The following is a 16,828-nucleotide window of genomic DNA, read 5'->3' on the forward strand; positions in this document are numbered from 1 at the left end:
ACTCGGATATGACATGCGGGATGTGGAACAAGGCGGCTGGCCAGTGTATCCGACCCGTCCATCGCCCTGCAGGCAATGCGACGATCGCGCCATCGGATTTCCGGACTGTCACCGCTGCCGCAGGGTAATTGTGGGCGTGTGTTCCACGCTGGATAACCGCCAGCCGCTGCCTGCCGGTAGTGACACGTCCGTCCTGAGCGGGGTTGTGGCTTGGGTGTAGAGTTCTGTCCTGTCTTCGGCTTTTGACGGATTTCCGTATGAATACCACTGCTGCTTTCTATCCCGTGGGTACGCCCGGCCAGTCGTGGGGGACGCCGGAACGAGCGCAGTGGCTGGCGCGGCAGACGGTGCAGCGCAGCTACGCCGACGAGGTGGTCAGCAAGATCAATGCGCTGCGCGGGCGTTTCGATGTGTCGCAGCATGGCGAGCTGGACTATCCGGGCGGCCCTTATCCGCTGTTCGCGATCCGCAGCCGCAACTGGGACGATGCGTTGCCAGTGATGCTGGTGACCGGCGGCGTGCATGGCTACGAGACCAGTGGCGTGCAGGGTGCGCTGCAGTTTGTCGATCGCCATGCGGATGATTACGCAGGCAGATGCAATCTGCTGGTTGCACCGTGCGTGAGCCCGTGGGGCTATGAGCGTATCCAGCGCTGGAATGCGATGGCGCTGGACCCGAACCGCTCCTTCGTGACCAACAGCCCGGCGCAGGAATCAGCGGCGCTGATGGCCTTGGTGGCACCGTTGAAGGGTCACTTCCTGATGCATATCGATCTGCACGAGACCACCGACAGCGACGAATCCGAATTCCGTCCGGCGCTGGCCGCGCGCGATGGCCTGCCGTTCGAGCCGGGCGGGATTCCCGACGGCTTCTATCTGTGTGCCGACTCGCTGAACCCGCAGCCAGCGTTCCAGCAGGCGGTGAACGCCGAGGTCGCCAAGGTGACGCATATCGCCCCGGCCGATGCGCAGGGGCAGATCATCGGCTCGCCGGTGGTGGCGCAGGGTGTCATCGAATACCCGCTCAAGGCGCTGGGGCTGTGCGCCAGCATCACCGGTGCACGCTACACCACCACCACCGAGGTGTATCCGGACAGCCCCCGGGCGACGCCGCAACAATGCAATGACGCGCAGGTGGCAGCGGTCCGCGGTGGACTGGACTACGCGCTGGCGCATCGCTGAATGATCGTGGCTGCGGTTTGAACGCGCTCTTGCCGGAGAGCGGGAGCGAAGCCTGGCGGGCACGGTGCCTAGGTCATCGCAGCGCTTCTGTAAAGCGCGGTACCGACAGTTGGAGCCATCCTGCGCTGTATGGCGAGCGGCAATGGGGGGATGCTGGCAGCGGCTGGCTGTTCTCGCTCAGTTACGGTTTTCCACTTGGCGAAGAGGTTTCGGCCTACGTTGAGGCCGGTTACGGTACCGGTGCCCAACACATGCGTGCGGCCGGTGCCGGTGTGACCTGGATGGCCACTTCGCGGTTGCAGCTGGATGCCTCCTTCCTGCGTGGGCTGGATGCGGCGAGTAGTGACTGGCAGGGCGGCATGGGACTGGCGCTGTATTTCGACTGAGCCGGGGGCGTTGTAAACCACCGCTGCGGGAGGCATCGCAATCCTGTCCATGTGACGGCAGGCGATGAAGATGTGCATCGATCGGTAAGCAGGTGGCTACTTGCGCTTGCGCACCAGCAGTGTCGAGGCCTGCAGCACGGCACGGGTGAGCAGCGCCATGCTGTTCACCTCACCCTTCCAGTGCTGCCAGTAAAGCGGCACGTCCTCCCATGCACGGGTTTTGACGTAGACCAGCCGCCCGCTTTCCAGATGCCGGCGCACCAGTGGCAGTGGATTCATGGTCCAGCCCAGGCCGCCCAGATTGGCGTGTACGAAGGCGCGGGTGGAGGGAATCCACCAGGTGGGGGCGTCCAGCGGGTGCTCGACACCGGCCAGCCGCCGTGCATAGCGCGCTTGCATGTCGTCCTTGCGGTTGAACACCAGCACCGGTGCCTGCGCCAGTGATTGCGCATTCACCCCCTTGGCGAAATAGCGCGCATGGAACTCCGGGGTGCAGGTGGCGGCGTAGCGGATGCTGCCCAGGGCGTGGATCTGGCAGCCCTGCACCGGCTCGGACAGGGTGGTGACCGCGCCGAGCACAGCGCCCTGGCGCAACAGGGCGACAGTGTGATCCTGGTCTTCGGTGTGCAGGTCCAGCGTGGTGCTGGTGCTGCGCGAGAAGGCCAGCACCGCCTCGGGAAACCAGGTTTCCATGCTGTCGTGGTTGACCGCCACGGCGATGCTGGCCCGCGGCAGGTGGTTGTCCGACAGGCCGATCCGCTCGAAGGCGTCGCGTTCGAGCAGCGCGGTCTGCTCGGCCAGCTGCACCAGCACCTGGCCCTCGGTGGTGGCGACGGCAGGAATCGAGCGCTTGACCAGCAGCTTGCCGACGCGTTCCTCCAGCGCCTTGATCCTCTGCGAGATCGCCGAGGCGGTGACATTGAGCGACAGCGCGGCACGTTCGAAGCTGCCTTCGCGGATGACTGCGGCCAAAGCCCGCAGCTGGGCGTGGTCGATGCGCATCTATTAAGTTCTGCTAAAGATGGTTAACGAAGTTTAGCTGTGTTTCTTGATGTTGCGCTGCGACAATGTGCGCATTCAGCCAGTGCGGTGTGCGTCCCCGCCACGGCTTTCCCCATGCAGCAAGGCGGTTTTTTCCATGTTTTCGGTTATTTCCACCCAGGCGGCCACCAATGCCTGGCTCAGTGGTGCCGGTATCGGCATCGGCCTGTTCGCCATCGTCGGCGCACAAAGTGCATTCATCCTGCGCCAGGGCATCATGCGGCAGCACGTGATTCCGATCATCGCCACCTGTTTTGTCATCGACGCCAGCTTCATCTTCGCCAGCGTGGCCGGCCTGCGCACGCTCACCGACCAGTTGCCGTGGCTGACCACGGTGCTGCTGTGGGGCGGCGTGGCATTCCTGGGCTGGTATGCATTGCAGTCGGCGCGGCGGGCGGTCATCGGTGGTGGCGGCATGCAGCTGGACGACAACGCCGAGCAGTCATTGCGCACCGCACTGATGGCGGCGGCGGGTTTTTCCATCATCAATCCACACTTCTGGCTGGACATGATGGTGATCGGCTCGATCGCCGAGAATTTCGGCAACCAGCGCATGGCCTTTGCCGCCGGCGTGGTGACCGCCAGTGCCACCTGGCTGACGTTGCAGGGGCTGGGGGCGCGCATGCTGGCGCCGCTGTTCACCCGTCCTGCCACCTGGCGGGTGCTGGATGGCACCATCGCCGCGATCCTGAGCGTGCTGGCCTTGACGCTGGCCATCCGCGGCGTCAACTGAGCCGCTGTCTGCCGCGCCCTTGTCCGGATGGCGATGGCACCGGTTTTCAGTCACGGCGCTGCTGGAACAGCCAGCGCCACATCGCCGGGTTGCGATAGGTCGGGTCCCAGGCGTTGTGGTTGACGCCGGGGAACTCGGTATAGCGCAGGTTGGCCCCGCTCCGGAGCGCGGCCTGGTGCAGCTGCCGCGCATCCTCCGGAGAAACCACCGCGTCGTCGGCCCCATGGAACATCCAGACCGGTACCTCGTGCAGCCGTGTCACCACCGCGGTATAGGGATCGGCTTCATCGGCCACCTGTGCCACCCGCAGGCTGGAGCGCCGCCCATGCGGCGGGAGGATCGCCGCACACACCGGCACCAGGGCAGCGAACCGCTGTGGCTGCAGCAACGCCAGCTCCCAGGTGCCATAACCGCCCATCGACATGCCGGTGAGATAGGTGCGTTGTGGATCGGCGTCGAACTCGGCCATCGCGGCATCCAGAGCGGCCAGGGCCATGCGTGCATTGCGGCCCAGCCACTCCTCGCCTTCGGGAACCTGCGGCAGCACCACCAGTGCCGGGAAGCTGCCGGCGGTTTCCTGCAGCCACGGGCCAAGCCCGGCCTGCAATTGCCGGCGGCCATCGTCACCGCGCTCGCCGGAGCCATGCAGGAACAGCACGATGGGCGTACCCGCGGGATCGCGCCGGGCCGGCACGAAGACCTGGTAGCGGAACAGCCGGCCTTCGAATTGCAGCGAGCGTGCCTGGAAATGGCCGTGGCCGGTGGCGGTCATGTGGGTGCATCCGGTGGTAAGCAGCAGTGCGAACAGCAACAGCAGGCGCGTCATCGCCGGGCTCCGGCAGTGCGGTTGCCGGGAAGCATAGTTGTAGCGCCGCCGTTGCGGGAACCAATACGCCGCTCCCATGCCGGACAGTGCCGCGCAGGTATGGCTGTTCCGGGGGAGCTCATACAGCACTTGTTATAATCGACCGAATATGACCAAGCAAAAACCTGTCCTGTGGACACCGGGTTTCATGTTGGCCTGTATCGCCAACTTCCTGCTGGGCATGTCGTTCTATGTGTCGATGCCGACGTTGCCGTTCCATCTGGTGGAGCAGCTGCGGATCGGTGAGGCGACCGTGGGCGGCATCCTGTCCAGCTATGTGATTGCCGCGCTGCTGGTGCGGCCGTTCTCCGGTTTCATCGTCGACCGCTTCAATGCCAAGCATGCCTATCTGGCGGCGCTGGCGGCCTATGTGCTGTTCACCTCCGGCTATCTGCTGGCACAAACCGTGCTGGCGTTCGTGATCGTGCGCCTGGGCATCGGCCTGACCTTCGCGGTGCTCAGTACCGCCGCCAACACCCAGGCGATCGACATCATTCCCTCGGTGCGTCGCGGTGAGGGCATCGGCTTTTTCGGGTTGATGAGCAGCCTGGCGATGGCGCTGGGGCCGATGTTCGGCCTGTGGCTGATGGATCACTATCCGTTCGAGCTGGTTTTCCAGGCGGCGATCGGTGCTGGCGTGGCCGGGCTGCTGGTTGCCAGTCTGGTGCACTCGCCCCGCAAGCAACGCCGCCAGCCTGCCACGGTGCTGTCACTGGACCGCTTCCTGCTGGTGCGTGGCATACCGCTGGCCTTGAACCTGGCGGTGATCGGACTCGGTTACGGCATGCTGCTGGCGTTCGCGGCGATCTACGGCAAGCAGCTGGGCGTGACCAATACCGGTGTCTTCTTCACCCTGATGGCGGTGGGGATGATGGTGTCGCGGGGTTTTTCCGGACGCCTGATCGACAGCGGCAGGGTGGTATTGACCACCAACTGCGGCACGGCCGCGATCATCCTCGGGCTGGGCCTGATGGCGCTGGCCGGCGGTTCGCTGCTGTATTACCTCGCCGGGTTGCTCGCCGGCTTCGGTTTCGGTGTGGTCTATCCGGCCTACCAGACGATGATGGTCAACCTGGGCAGCCATGCGCAGCGGGGTACGGCCGTGGCGACCTATTTCTCGGCACTGGATGTCGGCATCGGCGTGGGCATGCTGGTGGCCGGAGTGATCGCCTCGCGCCTTGGCCTGGCCAGCGCCTTCGGTATTGGCGCGCTGCTGACCCTCGGTGCCGGTGCGATGTTTGCCTGGGGGCTGGCGCGAGACGCGGCACCGTCAAGCGTGTTGCCGTCACCGCCGGTGCCGGCCGACGGCGGCGAACGCTGATATGGGAAACTTCCATCGCCGCATACCGCTGGAGGGGCAATGCCGTTGAGGAAACTGCTGGCAATTGCATTGCTTTGCCTGTTGTCGGCGTGCGGCAAGGGGATGGATGGCACCTGGGCCGACGCGATGGGGGCAAGCCGTTACCACTTCCAGTCCAATGGCACGGTGACGGTCGAGGTCATGGGGACGTCGCAGGTGCTGGACTACACCCGTGATGGAGACAGGCTGGAGCTGCAGCTGCCGGATGGCACTGCGCTGGACTTCACCCTGGCCGGGGACGGTGCGCTGCAGGGGCCGTTGGGAATCCGGCTGGAAAAGGTCGATGCCCCGCGCTGATCTGCGGGGCAGTACGGTTCCGGGAGCTGGCCAGCCGGGTTGACGGGCAACTTCCTGTCTTTGTCGACAGGGAAGCCGGCCTGCTCAGCCTAGGCCGTGTGCGCTGACCAGCGCCAGCACCAGGAAAGCGGCTGCAAGGCTGGCGAACAGCAGGGGCTTGATGCGGAGCGAGCTGCGATCACCGCTGGCTTCCGTTGCCGTGCGGGTCCGGCGGATGAGCCCGGCAGGAAAGCAGAGGCGCTGCATCGTGTCATCACAGGCGTCGATGCAGGCGCTGCACTCGATGCAGTCGCCGGCAGGCCCGTTGCGGATATCCAGGCCGATCGGGCAGGCGCTGACGCAGGCGTTGCAGTCAACACAGTCACCCAGGTGCATGGCCGAGAAGTTGGGCAGGGCACCGGCGATGGCGGGATGGGCGGCGCGGAAGACGTAATCGCGCGCGGTGTCCGGATCGAGCAGGCCGCGTGGGCGCTCCAGCACGCTTGGGATCACCTCCGGGCGTGCCCCTCGGGGTTCACCGCGCGGCGCGTTGTACTGGATCGAAGGCGTGCAGGCATCGCTGAGAAAGCCCTGCACCCGCGCATAGGGGCACAGGGTGGTGCAGACCTGCTCATGCAGGAACAGCACATTGGCCCAGGTGGCCAGCGCGTAGAAGCCGATCCAGAAGGATTCCCAGCCGCCAAGCGAAAACCCGGCCAGATTGGCGACCAGACCGGTGATGGGCGTGAAATAACCGACGAAGCTGATTCCAGTCCACAGGGCGATCGCCCCCCAGAGGCCGTGCCTGAGAGGAGCCGCCAACGGTTGCAGCGCACCGTCGAAGCGGGTGATCCGCTCCAGACTGCGGAACAGCCGGCTCAGCACGCTCTGTGGGCAGGCGTATCCGCACCAGAGGCGGCCATAGAGCACGGTCACCAGGCACAGGACCGCCGCTAGACCCAGCCCGGACCACAACAGGAACAGCGACTGCTCGGGCTGCACGGACAGGCCGAACACATGGAACTGCCGGGTGCCGATATCCAGCAGGAACAGCGGCTGCCCGTTCCAGCTCAGCCACGGGAGGGTATAGAACAGGCCGAGCATGAGGACGGCGGCGGCCCCGCGTGCCCACGCGCGCTGTCTGGTGGCAGACAGGACGGCACTCATTCATAGGGCTCCTCTACCGCGCGTGAGGGCCGCAGCAGTAGGGCGGTGACCCCGCAGGCGCAGACCGTGCCCAGCCACAGGCAGAAGAATCCCAGGGTGTAGCCTTGGCCGCGGCTCAGACTCAGCGAAGGGAAGCCGATCCGCTGCAGCTCGAGTGGGTCCCAGAAGGCGAACATGCCCGATGCCATGGCCGCGGCGGCAAAGAAGCTTGGCCACAGCACCGCGCCCAGCGTCCGGACCAGCGGATGGGGCGTGGCGGCTGCGGGCGTGTCGGGAAGGTTCATCGCGTAATCCAGTGGAGCTGCGTAAGGGAATAAAATGCGCACGACGCGCACAGCCGTCGGGCACACGTGGGATGCCAGTGTGTAAGGCTAGGCGGCGTGTTTTTTTCCGTCCTTGATTCTGATCAAGACGGCGTGGGCAACATCAGCAGGAGAAGTGTGGTGACAAGGCCGGGTCCGGATATATGTACCGAGCAGGACGTTGAAGCACTGGTGCGGCGCTTCTATGCGCGGGTGCAGGAAGATGCGCTGATCGGGCCGGTTTTTGACGCGCGGGTGCATGACTGGGAGGCCCACATCCAGCTGCTGGTGGATTTCTGGTCGGCGCTGCTGCGTGGCACCTCCCGCTTCCGTGGCGCGCCCATGCCCAAGCACCTGGCGATACCGGGGCTGGAATGGGCGATGTTCCAGCGCTGGCTGCAGCTGTTCGAGCAGACCACCGCGGAACTGGGTAATCCTCCGATGCAGCAGCTGGCCGATGCCGCCGCGCATCGGGTCGCCAACGCGATCTGGCGGCGCTACCGCGCCCCGGCCTTCCCGTTCCTGTAAGCGGCTGCGGGAATCACCGCCGGCTGAACGGGGGCGGATGCCATCGCCGTTACCGCCATGTGTTTGATCTTGCTCAATGCGGTGGCGGTGGGCCTGCGGCACGCTTTGCCCATGGACACACTCACCAAATCGCCCAATCCGCTCGGCTGGACGTTCGATCCGGAGCTGCTGCGGCGCCATGACCGCCCCGGCCCGCGTTACACCTCCTACCCGACGGCACCGCATTTCCACGACGGTTATGGCGTGGAGCAGTTCCGTGCGGCGATCGCGCGCAGCAATGCCTCTTCCCGGCTGCTGTCGCTGTATGTGCACGTACCTTATTGCACCAGCCCCTGCTTCTACTGTGGCTGCAACCGGGTCATCAGCCGTGACCGCAGCAAGGGCAAGCCCTATGTCGACCGGCTGCTGCAGGAAGCCGAGCGGGTGGGCGCATTGTTCACGCCCGAGCGCGAGGTGATCCAGCTGCATCTGGGCGGCGGTACGCCCAACTTCCTGGCACCCTCGGAGCTGGAGCGGATGGTGGCCGGCCTGGGCCGGTACTTCCACTTCAGTGAAAGCGCTGACCGGGATTTTTCCATCGAGCTGGACCCGCGCTGGGTCAGTATCGAGGACATCGGGGCGCTGGCACGGCTGGGCTTCAACCGCGCCAGCCTGGGCGTGCAGGATTTCGACCCGGAGGTGCAGCGGGCGATCAACCGCATCCAGGGCGTGGATGAAACCCTGGCGATCATCAATGCCTGCCGCGATGCGGGCATGCGCTCGGTGAATGTCGATCTGATCTACGGCCTGCCGCGGCAGACGCTGGAAGGTTTCGCGCGCACGCTGGACACGGTGCTGCAGGTGCGCCCCGACCGGCTGGCGATCTACGGCTATGCGCACCTGCCGCAGATGTTCAAGGCGCAGCGGCAGATCGTGGATGCCGAATTGCCCGGCCCGGAGCTGAAGCTGGCCTTGCTCGGGCTGGCGGTGCAGCGCCTGTCGGCCGCCGGTTACCAGTACATCGGCATGGACCACTTCGCCCTGCCGGAGGAGGATCTGTCGCGGGCGCAGCGGCAAGGCTCGCTGCACCGCAATTTCATGGGCTATACCACCCATGCCGACAGCGATCTGGTGGGGCTGGGTGTCAGTGCGATCAGCCGCATCGACAACAGCTACAGCCAGAATCCGCGTGATCTGAAGAGCTGGGAGGCCAACATCGATGCCGGCAAGCTGCCGGTATGGCGCGGGCTTGAAATGACGCAGGACGACCTGCTGCGTGCCGAACTGATCCAGCAGCTGATGTGTCATGGCCGTGTCGATGGGCGCGCGCTGGCCGCCGCCTACGGACTGGATTTCGAACGCGACTTCGCCGCCGAGATCGGCGCCCTGCAGCAGCTGGTGGATGACGGCCTGGCCCGGATCCAGGACGGCGTCGTCTCGGCGACAACGCCGGGCCGCCCGCTGCTGCGGCTGATCGCCATGTGCTTTGACCGCTACCTGAAGGCGCCGCAGCAACCGGCGACCTATTCCAAGGCGATCTGATCCGGACGATCTGATCCATAGCGGCGGACCGGAAGCCGATGCCGCGTATGGTGGGGAACAACCGGGGCAGGGGATCGGCAGGGCAGGGGCTGTCTGTTGCCACGCGTGACCGTGCGGACGCACAGGTGGTGCGTCCCGCCGGCTGCTGTCCGGGCGGTGATGGGGGATGGCGGACAGGCTCCACAATTCACAAGCGACGCCCGATAAGGCACGCTATGCCGATGCCCGGATGGCGAAACTGGTAGACGCATCAGACTTAAAATCTGCCGGCCGCAAGGCCATGCCGGTTCGATTCCGGCTCCGGGCACCAGTTCGCGACAATCGAGGAATGCATGAGCGACGGCATAACGGCGGCGGTGGCACCCAGAATCGCCATCATCGGCCTGGGATACGTGGGCCTGCCACTGGCCGTCGAATTCGGCAAAACGATCGACACGCTGGGCTTTGATATCGACAGCAGGCGGGTTGCCGAGCTGCAGGCCGGTCACGACCATACGCTGGAAACCGATGACACCGAGCTGGCCGCGGCGGTGCATGCGCGCTTCACCGCGGATGCGACGCAACTGGGCGACCGCAATGTGTTCATCGTCACCGTGCCGACGCCGATTGACGCCCATGAGCAACCGGACCTGGCGCCGCTGTGTGCGGCCAGCACGCTGATTGCCGCGCAGCTGAAGCCGGGGGATCTGGTGATCTACGAATCCACGGTGTATCCCGGCACCACCGAGGAAGTGTGTGTGCCGCTGCTCGAGCAGGGCTCCGGCCTGCGTTTCAACGTCGATTTTTTCTGCGGCTACAGCCCGGAGCGGATCAATCCGGGCGATCGCCAGCGGCGTCTGCCGGACATCCGCAAGATCACCTCCGGCTCCACCGCGCAGGCGGCGCAGGTGGTGGATGCGCTGTATCGCCGCATCATCCGCGCCGGCACCTGGCTGGCACCGTCGATGAAGGTGGCCGAGGCGGCGAAGGTGATCGAGAACATCCAGCGTGACGTGAACATCGCGCTGGTCAACGAACTGGCGCTGATCTTCGACCGGCTGGGCATCGATACGCTGGATGTGCTGGAGGCGGCGGGCACCAAGTGGAATTTCCTGCCGTTCCGTCCGGGCATGGTGGGCGGGCACTGCATCGGCGTGGATCCGTATTACCTGCTGCACAAATCCGAGAGCGTGGGCTATCACCCCGATCTGATCCACACCGCACGGCAGGTCAACAACCGCATCGTCGCGCATGTGGTCACGCGGGTACGGACCCTGCTGGAAGGGCGCGGCAAACCGCTGCAGGGCGCGCGGGTGCTGGTGCTGGGCATTACCTTCAAGGAGGACTGCCCGGACCTGCGCAACAGCCGCGCATTGGACCTGGTGCAGATGCTGGCCGCGGCCGGCGCGCAGGTGCAGGCGCATGATCCGTGGGCCGATGTGGCGATGGCACAGGACAGTGCCGGGGTGACACTGGTCCCGACGCCGCGCAGCGGGCACTATGATGCGATCGTGCTGGCAGTCGCGCACCGCCAGTTCCGTCATTACGGCGTGGAAGAAATCCGGGCGATGGGTGTACAGGACGTGATCGTTTATGACGTGAAATCGGTCTGGCCCCGACAAGCAGTCGACGACCGGTTGTAGAATCCGCGCCATCCCTGATTCGAGTACGGTAATGCATCGTTATCTGGTCTATGTGCTGGCACTGGTCATGTTGCCGGTTTCTTTGGCGCTGGCCTCGTATTGGCCTGCGTGGTACTGGGGAGTGGGCCTGTTCGGAGTGATGTCGCTGCTGGGCACATGGGACGTGCTGCAACGTCGCAGCGTGCTGCGCCGCAATTACCCGGTACTGGCGCACTTCCGCTACGGTTTCGAGTCGATCGGCCCGGAAATCCGCCAGTATTTCGTACAGAGCGACCTGGAAGACGTACCGTTCTCGCGCCAGCAGCGGCAGCTGATCTACCAGCGTTCGCGCAACGAGATGGACGTGGTGCCGTTCGGTACGCTGCGCAGTACCTATGCGGTGGACTACGAGTGGATCAACCATTCGCTGGCCACGACCACCATTCCGCACCATGACTTCCGCGTCACCATCGGTGCCGGCTGTGCCAAGCCGTATTCGGCCAGTGTGTTCAACATTTCGGCGATGAGCTTCGGCTCGCTGTCGGCCAATGCCATCCGCGCCTTGAACAAGGGTGCCAAGCTGGGCGGCTTCTATCACGACACCGGCGAAGGTTCGATCTCGCCCTACCACCGTGAGAACGGCGGCGACCTGGTGTGGGAAATCGGTTCGGGCTACTTCGGCTGCCGTGACGAGAACGGCCGTTTCAGCGAAGAGCGCTTCCGCGAAACCGCCGGCACCGAGCAGATCAAGATGATCGAGCTCAAGCTGTCGCAGGGCGCCAAGCCCGGCCATGGCGGCGTGTTGCCGGCGGCCAAGGTCAGTGCCGAGATTTCCGCTACCCGTGGCGTGCCGATGGGGGTGGATTGTGTCTCGCCGTCCAAGCACTCGGCCTTCTCCACGCCGGTGGAGCTGCTGCAGTTCGTTGCGCGCCTGCGCGAGCTTTCCGGTGGCAAGCCGGTCGGCTTCAAGCTGGCCATCGGCCATCCGTGGGAATGGTTCGGCATTGCCAAGGCGATGCAGGAAACCGGGCTGCTGCCGGACTACATCGTGGTCGATGGCGCCGAAGGCGGAACCGGCGCATCGCCAGCGGAATTCATGGACCACGTCGGCGTGCCGATGAACGAGGCGCTGATCCTCGTCCACAACACCCTGGTCGGCCTGAACCTGCGTGACCGCATCCGCCTGGGTGCGGCCGGCAAGATCACCAGCGCCTTCGACATCGCCCGCACCATCGCGCTGGGCGCGGACTGGTGCAACGCCGGCCGTGGCTTCATGTTCGCGCTGGGTTGCATCCAGGCGCTGAGCTGCCACAACGACAAGTGCCCGACCGGTATCGCCACCCAGGACCCGAGCCGCTGGCGCCATCTGGAGCCGGAAGACAAGGGCCAGCGCGTGCGCAATTACCACGAGAACACCATGCGCGCCCTGCGTGACCTGTTGGGTGCGGCGGGGCTGAATGATCCTTCCGAACTGGGCCCGGAGCACATCCTGCGGCGTGTCTCGCCGGTGGAAATCCGCTCGCTGGCCGCGCTGTACCGCTACCTGGGCCCGGGCGAATTGCTGGACAAGGTGCCCGAGCACACGGTGTTCCGCGAGTACTGGGCCGATGCACGCAGTGATTCGTTCACACCGCCGGCACGGGTTTCCACGCTGCGTACCAGCAAGTTGCAGTGAATCCGGTTGCATCCGTGCCGTGATGCGCGGCTGCCGGCAGCAGTAAAAAACGCCGTCTCTGCTTCACAGGGGCGGCGTTTTCGTTGACGGCAATGACGCTGGCGTGGGTGCGACCGTCAGCCGCGCAGCCGCCGGATCACGCCTTCGGCGGCACGCTGGCCGCTGGCATTGCAGGCGGTCAGCAGGTAGCCGCCGGTGGGCGCCTCCCAGTCCAGCATCTCCCCGGCACAGAACACGCCGGGCAGGGCATGCAGCATCAGGTCTGCGGTCAGCGCCTCCAGCCGCACGCCGCCGGCGGTGCTGATGGTTTCGGCCATCGGTCGTGGTCGCCGCAGTGACAGCGGCAGGCGTTTCAGGGTGCGAACGACACGCTCCAGGTCCTGCCCCGCGTCCTTGCCCAGCACTTCGAACACCAGCGCGGCTTTGGCGGCATCGAGCCCGGCGGCGCGGCGCAGGTGTTCGCCGAAGCTGCGGCCCTTGCGCGGCCGCGCAAGGTCGGCATGCAGGCGTTCCGGTTCACGCCCGGGGACCAGGTCCAGCTGCAGTTCCGCTGTGCCGTCACGCAGGAGGATGTCACGCAGGTCCGCAGCCAGCGCATAGACCAGGCTGCCTTCGATCCCGTAGTCGCTGGCGATGCATTCGCCCTGCAGCTGCCGGGGATGGCCTTGCGGGTCGCTCCAGTGCGCGACCACCGGCTTGAGCGGACTGCCGGCATGGCGCTGGCGGAAGTGATCGCTCCAGTCGATATCGAAACCGCAGTTGGCCGGCTGCAACGGCGCGATATCGACCCCGTGCGCGGCGAGGATTCCGGCCCAGCTGCCATCGGAGCCGAGTTGTGGCCAGCTGCCACCGCCCAGTGCCAGCACCGTGGCATCGGCGGTGACGCTGACCGTGGCGGCCGGCGTTTCCAGCCGCAGCGTGCCGTCCTCATGCCAGCCGCTCCAGCGGTGCTGGACATGGAAACGCACGCCTTGTTCCTTCAGCCGGCGTACCCAGCCGCGCAGCAGCGGCGCCGCCTTGCGGTCCACCGGGAACACACGGCCGGAACTGCCGACATAGGTTTCCACGCCCAGCGCCTGGGCCCAGCGGCGCAGCGCATCGGCATCGAAGCCGTCCAGCCAGTGGCCGACCTCGGCCTGCCGCTCGCGGTAGCGGGCGTCGAACTGTGGCCGTGGCTCGGAATGGGTGAGGTTGAGCCCGCCCTTGCCGGCGATCAGGAACTTGCGTCCGGGTGAGCCCTTGGCTTCATACAGATCCACCTGCAGGCCGGCCGTGCGCAGGTGTTCGGCGGCGAACAGGCCGGCCGGGCCGCCGCCGATCACCGCGACCCGCTGCGCGGCGCAAGCGGGCTCAGCGGGACTGGACATCGAGCAGTTCGACATCGAACACCAGCGAGGAACCGGCCGGGATCGGCCCGGTACGGCGGTTGCCGTAGCCGTATTCGGCCGGAATCATCAGCGTGCGCTTGCCGCCGACCTTCATGCCGGCGACGCCCTCGTCCCAGCCGCGGATCACCTGCTTCTCGCCAAGGTTGAAGGTGAACGGTTCGCCGCGATCGAGTGAACTGTCGAATTTCTCGCCGTGCTTGTCGGCGCTGCGCTCGTCATACAGCCAGCCGCTGTAATGCACGGTGACTTTGGTGCCGGGGACGGCTTCGGCACCGGTGCCGGGCTGGGTGTCGATGCGCTCGAAGCTGGCGATGCTGCCTCCCGGCGGCGGCCCGGGTGGAGTGCAGCCGGCGGCGAGCAGGGACAACAGCAGCGGGATGAACAGGCGGCGCATGGCGGCCTCCGATATGCAGGGCGGGCAAGGGTAGCGCATCGGCGCCGGGTATCATGGTGCGATGGCTAAACTGCTGCTCAATCTGCGCAATGTCGGCGAGGACGAGATCCGTGAAGTCGGCGAACTGCTCGACCACCACGGCCTTGCCTGGTACCGCACCGAGCCGAGTCCGTGGGGCATCTCCAACGGCGGCCTGTGGCTGCGCGACAACACCGACCATCCGCGCGCCAAGGCACTGATGGCCGATTACCAGGCCGAGCGCGGCCAGCGGATGCGTGCAGAACGCGAGGCCGCGTTGCGCGATGGCAGTGCCGAGACCTTTGCCACCCTGCTGCGTCGGCGCCCGCTGTACGTGCTCGCGGGCCTGCTGGGGATGCTCGCGGCGGCGGCGCTGGTGCTGCTGCCGTTCATGCTTTTGCGTGGTTGAGCCGATTGCCGGCACCCCCGTTTTTCACCCATGCCGTTGCCGCTGTGCACGGCGCGCTTTCCACCGGAATCCACACATGATCGTCAACACCGCCGCCTACCTCTTTGTTCCGCTGGATGATGCCGAGGCGTTGGCCGGCTCCCTGTTCGAGCGCGCACAGGCCCAGGCGTTGCGCGGCACCCTGCTGGTGGCGGGTGAGGGCATCAACCTGTTCCTGGCGGGCACGCGTGAGGGGATCGATACCTTCTACGCGGCGCTGAAGGAAGATGCGCGTTTTGCCGATATGCGCATCAAGTACAGCTACAGCAGGATGCAGCCGTTCGCCCGGCTCAAGGTCAAGGTCAAGCCGGAGATCATCAGCTTCCGCCGCGATGACGGCCAGCCGCTGGACTATCCGCGCGCGCCCAGCGTGAGCCCGGCTACGCTGCAGCGCTGGCTGCGGCAGGGCCACGACGACGCCGGCAAGCGCGTGGTGATGCTCGATACCCGCAATGTGCAGGAATTCGAGCACGGCACCTTTGCCGGCGCCCTGACCCTGCCGATCGCGAAATTCACCGAGTTGCCGGCGGCGCTGGAGCCGCACCGTGAAGCACTGGCCGATGCCACCGTGGTCAGTTTCTGCACCGGCGGCATCCGCTGCGAGAAGGCGGCACTGTGGATGCAGAACGATGGCATGGACAATGTGCTGCAGCTGGAAGGCGGCATCCTCGGTTATTTCGAGGAGGTCGGTGGCGAAGGCTATGACGGCCGCTGTTTCGTGTTCGACGAGCGCGTGGCGCTGGACCCGCAGTTGCAGCCGCTGGTCGACCAGGAAGCGGGGCAGGTCGCCTGAGCGGCGCCTTTCTGGAAATCACTGTTGTGCCGTCGCCGTGCCGTGATGGCTGGCAAAGCGCGGCCGGCAGGCCCATATGCTGGACATCTCCCATGGAAGTCCGCCCACGATGATTCCCCTGTCGATTCTCGATCTGGCGCCGGTGTGCGAAGGCGCCACGCCGCCGCAGGCCTTCGCCAACATGCTGGATCTGGCCCGTCATGCCGAAGGCTGGGGCTATCAGCGCTACTGGCTGGCTGAACACCACAACATGCCCGGGATCGCCAGTGCCGCGACCTCGGTGCTGATCGGGCATGTGGCCGGTGGCACCTCGCGCATCCGCGTCGGTGCCGGCGGGATCATGCTGCCCAACCATTCGCCGCTGCAGGTGGCCGAGCAGTTCGGCACGCTCGCCTCGCTGTATCCGGGCCGTATCGATCTGGGGCTGGGGCGCGCGCCGGGTACCGACCATGCCACCGCGCGGGCGCTGCGCCGCTATTTCGACAGCGCCGACCAGTTCCCGCAGGATGTGGCCGAACTGCTGCACTACTTCGAGCCGGTGCAGGCCGGGCAGAGCGTGCAGGCGGTACCGGGTGCCGGGGTCGAGGTGCCGGTATGGCTGCTGGGCTCCAGCCTGTTCAGTGCGCGGCTGTCGGCGGCGATGGGCTTGCCGTTCGCCTTCGCCTCGCACTTCGCCCCGGATGCGATGGACGAGGCGCTGGCCCTGTACCGGCGCGACTTCCGCCCGTCGGCGCGGTTGGCGGCGCCCTACGCGATGCTGGCGTTGAACGTGGTCGCCAGTGAGTCGGAGGCCGAATCGCGGCGCCTGTTCACCACCCAGCAGCAGAGCTTTGTGAAGCTGCGCCGTGGCCAGCCGGGGCTGATCCCGGCGCCGGTGGCCGACATCGAAACATTCTGGGAACCGCATGAAAAGGCCGGGGTCGAGCGCGCACTGGCATGCATGGTGCTGGGCGATCCGGCGCAGGTTGCCGAAGGGATGGCGGACTTCGTCAGCCGTCATCAGCCCGACGAGCTGCTGCTGACCGCCAACATCTTCGACCACGCCGCACGGCTGCGCTCCTTCGAACTGGCCATGCAGGCCTGGCAGGCGCGGCACTGAGATCGGTGTGTTGCTGACGGGCGGTGTCCAGTTGGATGCCGCCCGGGCTGGC

18 protein-coding genes and 1 tRNA gene are annotated in these 16,828 nt (G+C 66.0%); 13 read left to right on the top strand and 6 right to left on the bottom strand.

The genetic code is table 11. From position 1 onward, the window contains the following. Positions 1-257 precede the first annotated feature (257 nt). Both ACSBPQ_RS05160 and ACSBPQ_RS05165 read left to right on the top strand, forming a co-directional pair. On the top strand, positions 258-1,181 hold the full coding sequence (locus tag ACSBPQ_RS05160) for a M14 family metallopeptidase (protein ID WP_442683972.1): 924 nt from the start codon (positions 258-260) through the stop codon (positions 1,179-1,181). Positions 1,182-1,198: 17 nt separating this feature from the next. Continuing rightward, positions 1,199-1,567 carry a transporter gene (locus tag ACSBPQ_RS05165; RefSeq protein WP_442683973.1) on the top strand — a complete coding sequence of 123 codons (369 nt, stop codon included), beginning with the start codon at positions 1,199-1,201 and terminating at the stop codon, positions 1,565-1,567. A gap of 96 nt (positions 1,568-1,663) precedes the next feature. Here ACSBPQ_RS05165 and ACSBPQ_RS05170 read toward each other — a convergent pair whose 3' ends face one another. Further along, positions 1,664-2,569, bottom strand: a complete 906-nt coding sequence (locus tag ACSBPQ_RS05170; protein ID WP_442683974.1) for a LysR family transcriptional regulator ArgP — start codon at positions 2,567-2,569, stop codon at positions 1,664-1,666. A 136-nt stretch (positions 2,570-2,705) separates the two neighbouring features. Here ACSBPQ_RS05170 and ACSBPQ_RS05175 point away from each other — a divergent pair, with 136 nt between their 5' ends. After that, positions 2,706-3,341, top strand: coding sequence for a LysE/ArgO family amino acid transporter (locus ACSBPQ_RS05175; protein ID WP_442683975.1), 636 nt, complete (start codon positions 2,706-2,708; stop codon positions 3,339-3,341). Between the two features lie 46 nt (positions 3,342-3,387). On the opposite strand, the gene ACSBPQ_RS05180 is transcribed toward ACSBPQ_RS05175, so the two are convergent. Further along, complete coding sequence (locus tag ACSBPQ_RS05180; protein WP_442683976.1) at positions 3,388-4,167, bottom strand: alpha/beta hydrolase-fold protein; 780 nt, start codon at positions 4,165-4,167, stop codon at positions 3,388-3,390. A gap of 148 nt (positions 4,168-4,315) precedes the next feature. Here ACSBPQ_RS05180 and ACSBPQ_RS05185 point away from each other — a divergent pair, with 148 nt between their 5' ends. Next, positions 4,316-5,527 carry an MFS transporter gene (locus ACSBPQ_RS05185; protein ID WP_442683977.1) on the top strand — a complete coding sequence of 404 codons (1,212 nt, stop codon included), beginning with the start codon at positions 4,316-4,318 and terminating at the stop codon, positions 5,525-5,527. Between the two features lie 39 nt (positions 5,528-5,566). Next, entirely contained in the window at positions 5,567-5,863 is a 297-nt protein-coding gene (locus tag ACSBPQ_RS05190; protein ID WP_442683978.1) for a hypothetical protein, read from the top strand. Positions 5,864-5,947: 84 nt separating this feature from the next. Here ACSBPQ_RS05190 and ACSBPQ_RS05195 read toward each other — a convergent pair whose 3' ends face one another. Both ACSBPQ_RS05195 and ACSBPQ_RS05200 read right to left on the bottom strand, forming a co-directional pair. Next, positions 5,948-7,009 carry a 4Fe-4S dicluster domain-containing protein gene (locus ACSBPQ_RS05195; protein WP_442683979.1) on the bottom strand — a complete coding sequence of 354 codons (1,062 nt, stop codon included), beginning with the start codon at positions 7,007-7,009 and terminating at the stop codon, positions 5,948-5,950. After that, positions 7,006-7,293, bottom strand: a complete 288-nt coding sequence (locus tag ACSBPQ_RS05200; protein WP_442683980.1) for a hypothetical protein — start codon at positions 7,291-7,293, stop codon at positions 7,006-7,008. Before ACSBPQ_RS05200 ends, ACSBPQ_RS05195 begins: the two co-directional genes overlap by 4 nt. A 159-nt stretch (positions 7,294-7,452) precedes the next feature. Here ACSBPQ_RS05200 and ACSBPQ_RS05205 point away from each other — a divergent pair, with 159 nt between their 5' ends. The 5 genes from ACSBPQ_RS05205 to ACSBPQ_RS05225 all read left to right on the top strand — a co-directional run bounded on the left by ACSBPQ_RS05205 (position 7,453) and on the right by ACSBPQ_RS05225 (position 12,636). Next, the gene (locus tag ACSBPQ_RS05205) at positions 7,453-7,839 is read left to right on the top strand and encodes a group III truncated hemoglobin (RefSeq protein WP_442683981.1); all 387 of its coding nucleotides are present in this window, start codon (positions 7,453-7,455) and stop codon (positions 7,837-7,839) included. Positions 7,840-7,950: 111 nt separating this feature from the next. After that, positions 7,951-9,360, top strand: a complete 1,410-nt coding sequence (gene hemN, locus ACSBPQ_RS05210) for an oxygen-independent coproporphyrinogen III oxidase (RefSeq protein WP_442683982.1) — start codon at positions 7,951-7,953, stop codon at positions 9,358-9,360. Between the two features lie 223 nt (positions 9,361-9,583). Further along, positions 9,584-9,670, top strand: a tRNA-Leu gene (locus ACSBPQ_RS05215). A 22-nt stretch (positions 9,671-9,692) separates the two neighbouring features. After that, positions 9,693-10,982, top strand: a complete 1,290-nt coding sequence (locus ACSBPQ_RS05220) for a nucleotide sugar dehydrogenase (RefSeq protein WP_442683983.1) — start codon at positions 9,693-9,695, stop codon at positions 10,980-10,982. A gap of 31 nt (positions 10,983-11,013) precedes the next feature. Beyond that, entirely contained in the window at positions 11,014-12,636 is a 1,623-nt protein-coding gene (locus tag ACSBPQ_RS05225) for an FMN-binding glutamate synthase family protein (RefSeq protein ID WP_442683984.1), read from the top strand. A gap of 116 nt (positions 12,637-12,752) precedes the next feature. Here the strand turns inward: ACSBPQ_RS05225 and ACSBPQ_RS05230 are convergent, their stop codons facing one another. Beyond that, positions 12,753-14,003 carry a TIGR03862 family flavoprotein gene (locus ACSBPQ_RS05230; protein WP_442683985.1) on the bottom strand — a complete coding sequence of 417 codons (1,251 nt, stop codon included), beginning with the start codon at positions 14,001-14,003 and terminating at the stop codon, positions 12,753-12,755. Next, the gene (locus ACSBPQ_RS05235; protein ID WP_442683986.1) at positions 13,987-14,418 is read right to left on the bottom strand and encodes an FKBP-type peptidyl-prolyl cis-trans isomerase; all 432 of its coding nucleotides are present in this window, start codon (positions 14,416-14,418) and stop codon (positions 13,987-13,989) included. The genes ACSBPQ_RS05230 and ACSBPQ_RS05235 overlap by 17 nt, the downstream gene beginning before the upstream one ends. Before the next feature lie 61 nt (positions 14,419-14,479). Between ACSBPQ_RS05235 and ACSBPQ_RS05240 the strand changes: the two genes are divergently transcribed. The 3 genes from ACSBPQ_RS05240 to ACSBPQ_RS05250 all read left to right on the top strand — a co-directional run bounded on the left by ACSBPQ_RS05240 (position 14,480) and on the right by ACSBPQ_RS05250 (position 16,776). Beyond that, positions 14,480-14,845, top strand: coding sequence for a DUF6164 family protein (locus ACSBPQ_RS05240; RefSeq protein ID WP_442683987.1), 366 nt, complete (start codon positions 14,480-14,482; stop codon positions 14,843-14,845). Positions 14,846-14,921: 76 nt separating this feature from the next. Beyond that, complete coding sequence (locus tag ACSBPQ_RS05245; protein ID WP_442683988.1) at positions 14,922-15,677, top strand: sulfurtransferase; 756 nt, start codon at positions 14,922-14,924, stop codon at positions 15,675-15,677. A gap of 109 nt (positions 15,678-15,786) precedes the next feature. Continuing rightward, complete coding sequence (locus tag ACSBPQ_RS05250; RefSeq protein WP_442683989.1) at positions 15,787-16,776, top strand: LLM class flavin-dependent oxidoreductase; 990 nt, start codon at positions 15,787-15,789, stop codon at positions 16,774-16,776. Positions 16,777-16,828 lie beyond the last annotated feature (52 nt).

The sequence above is a fragment of the Stenotrophomonas sp. JC08 genome, from assembly GCF_052180205.1.
Classification (GTDB): domain Bacteria; phylum Pseudomonadota; class Gammaproteobacteria; order Xanthomonadales; family Xanthomonadaceae; genus Stenotrophomonas.

Coding starts and splice junctions, on each gene's coding strand:
- ACSBPQ_RS05175 (WP_442683975.1), top strand. CDS start 2,706: ATGTTTTCGGTTATTTCCACCCAGGCGGCCACCAATGCCTGGCTCAGT.
- ACSBPQ_RS05240 (WP_442683987.1), top strand. CDS start 14,480: ATGGCTAAACTGCTGCTCAATCTGCGCAATGTCGGCGAGGACGAGATC.
- ACSBPQ_RS05190 (WP_442683978.1), top strand. CDS start 5,567: ATGCCGTTGAGGAAACTGCTGGCAATTGCATTGCTTTGCCTGTTGTCG.
- ACSBPQ_RS05160 (WP_442683972.1), top strand. CDS start 258: ATGAATACCACTGCTGCTTTCTATCCCGTGGGTACGCCCGGCCAGTCG.
- ACSBPQ_RS05235 (WP_442683986.1), bottom strand. CDS start 14,418: ATGCGCCGCCTGTTCATCCCGCTGCTGTTGTCCCTGCTCGCCGCCGGC.
- ACSBPQ_RS05180 (WP_442683976.1), bottom strand. CDS start 4,167: ATGACGCGCCTGCTGTTGCTGTTCGCACTGCTGCTTACCACCGGATGC.
- ACSBPQ_RS05185 (WP_442683977.1), top strand. CDS start 4,316: ATGACCAAGCAAAAACCTGTCCTGTGGACACCGGGTTTCATGTTGGCC.
- ACSBPQ_RS05220 (WP_442683983.1), top strand. CDS start 9,693: ATGAGCGACGGCATAACGGCGGCGGTGGCACCCAGAATCGCCATCATC.
- ACSBPQ_RS05200 (WP_442683980.1), bottom strand. CDS start 7,293: ATGAACCTTCCCGACACGCCCGCAGCCGCCACGCCCCATCCGCTGGTC.
- ACSBPQ_RS05170 (WP_442683974.1), bottom strand. CDS start 2,569: ATGCGCATCGACCACGCCCAGCTGCGGGCTTTGGCCGCAGTCATCCGC.
- ACSBPQ_RS05230 (WP_442683985.1), bottom strand. CDS start 14,003: ATGTCCAGTCCCGCTGAGCCCGCTTGCGCCGCGCAGCGGGTCGCGGTG.
- ACSBPQ_RS05245 (WP_442683988.1), top strand. CDS start 14,922: ATGATCGTCAACACCGCCGCCTACCTCTTTGTTCCGCTGGATGATGCC.
- ACSBPQ_RS05250 (WP_442683989.1), top strand. CDS start 15,787: ATGATTCCCCTGTCGATTCTCGATCTGGCGCCGGTGTGCGAAGGCGCC.
- ACSBPQ_RS05195 (WP_442683979.1), bottom strand. CDS start 7,009: ATGAGTGCCGTCCTGTCTGCCACCAGACAGCGCGCGTGGGCACGCGGG.
- ACSBPQ_RS05225 (WP_442683984.1), top strand. CDS start 11,014: ATGCATCGTTATCTGGTCTATGTGCTGGCACTGGTCATGTTGCCGGTT.
- hemN (WP_442683982.1), top strand. CDS start 7,951: ATGGACACACTCACCAAATCGCCCAATCCGCTCGGCTGGACGTTCGAT.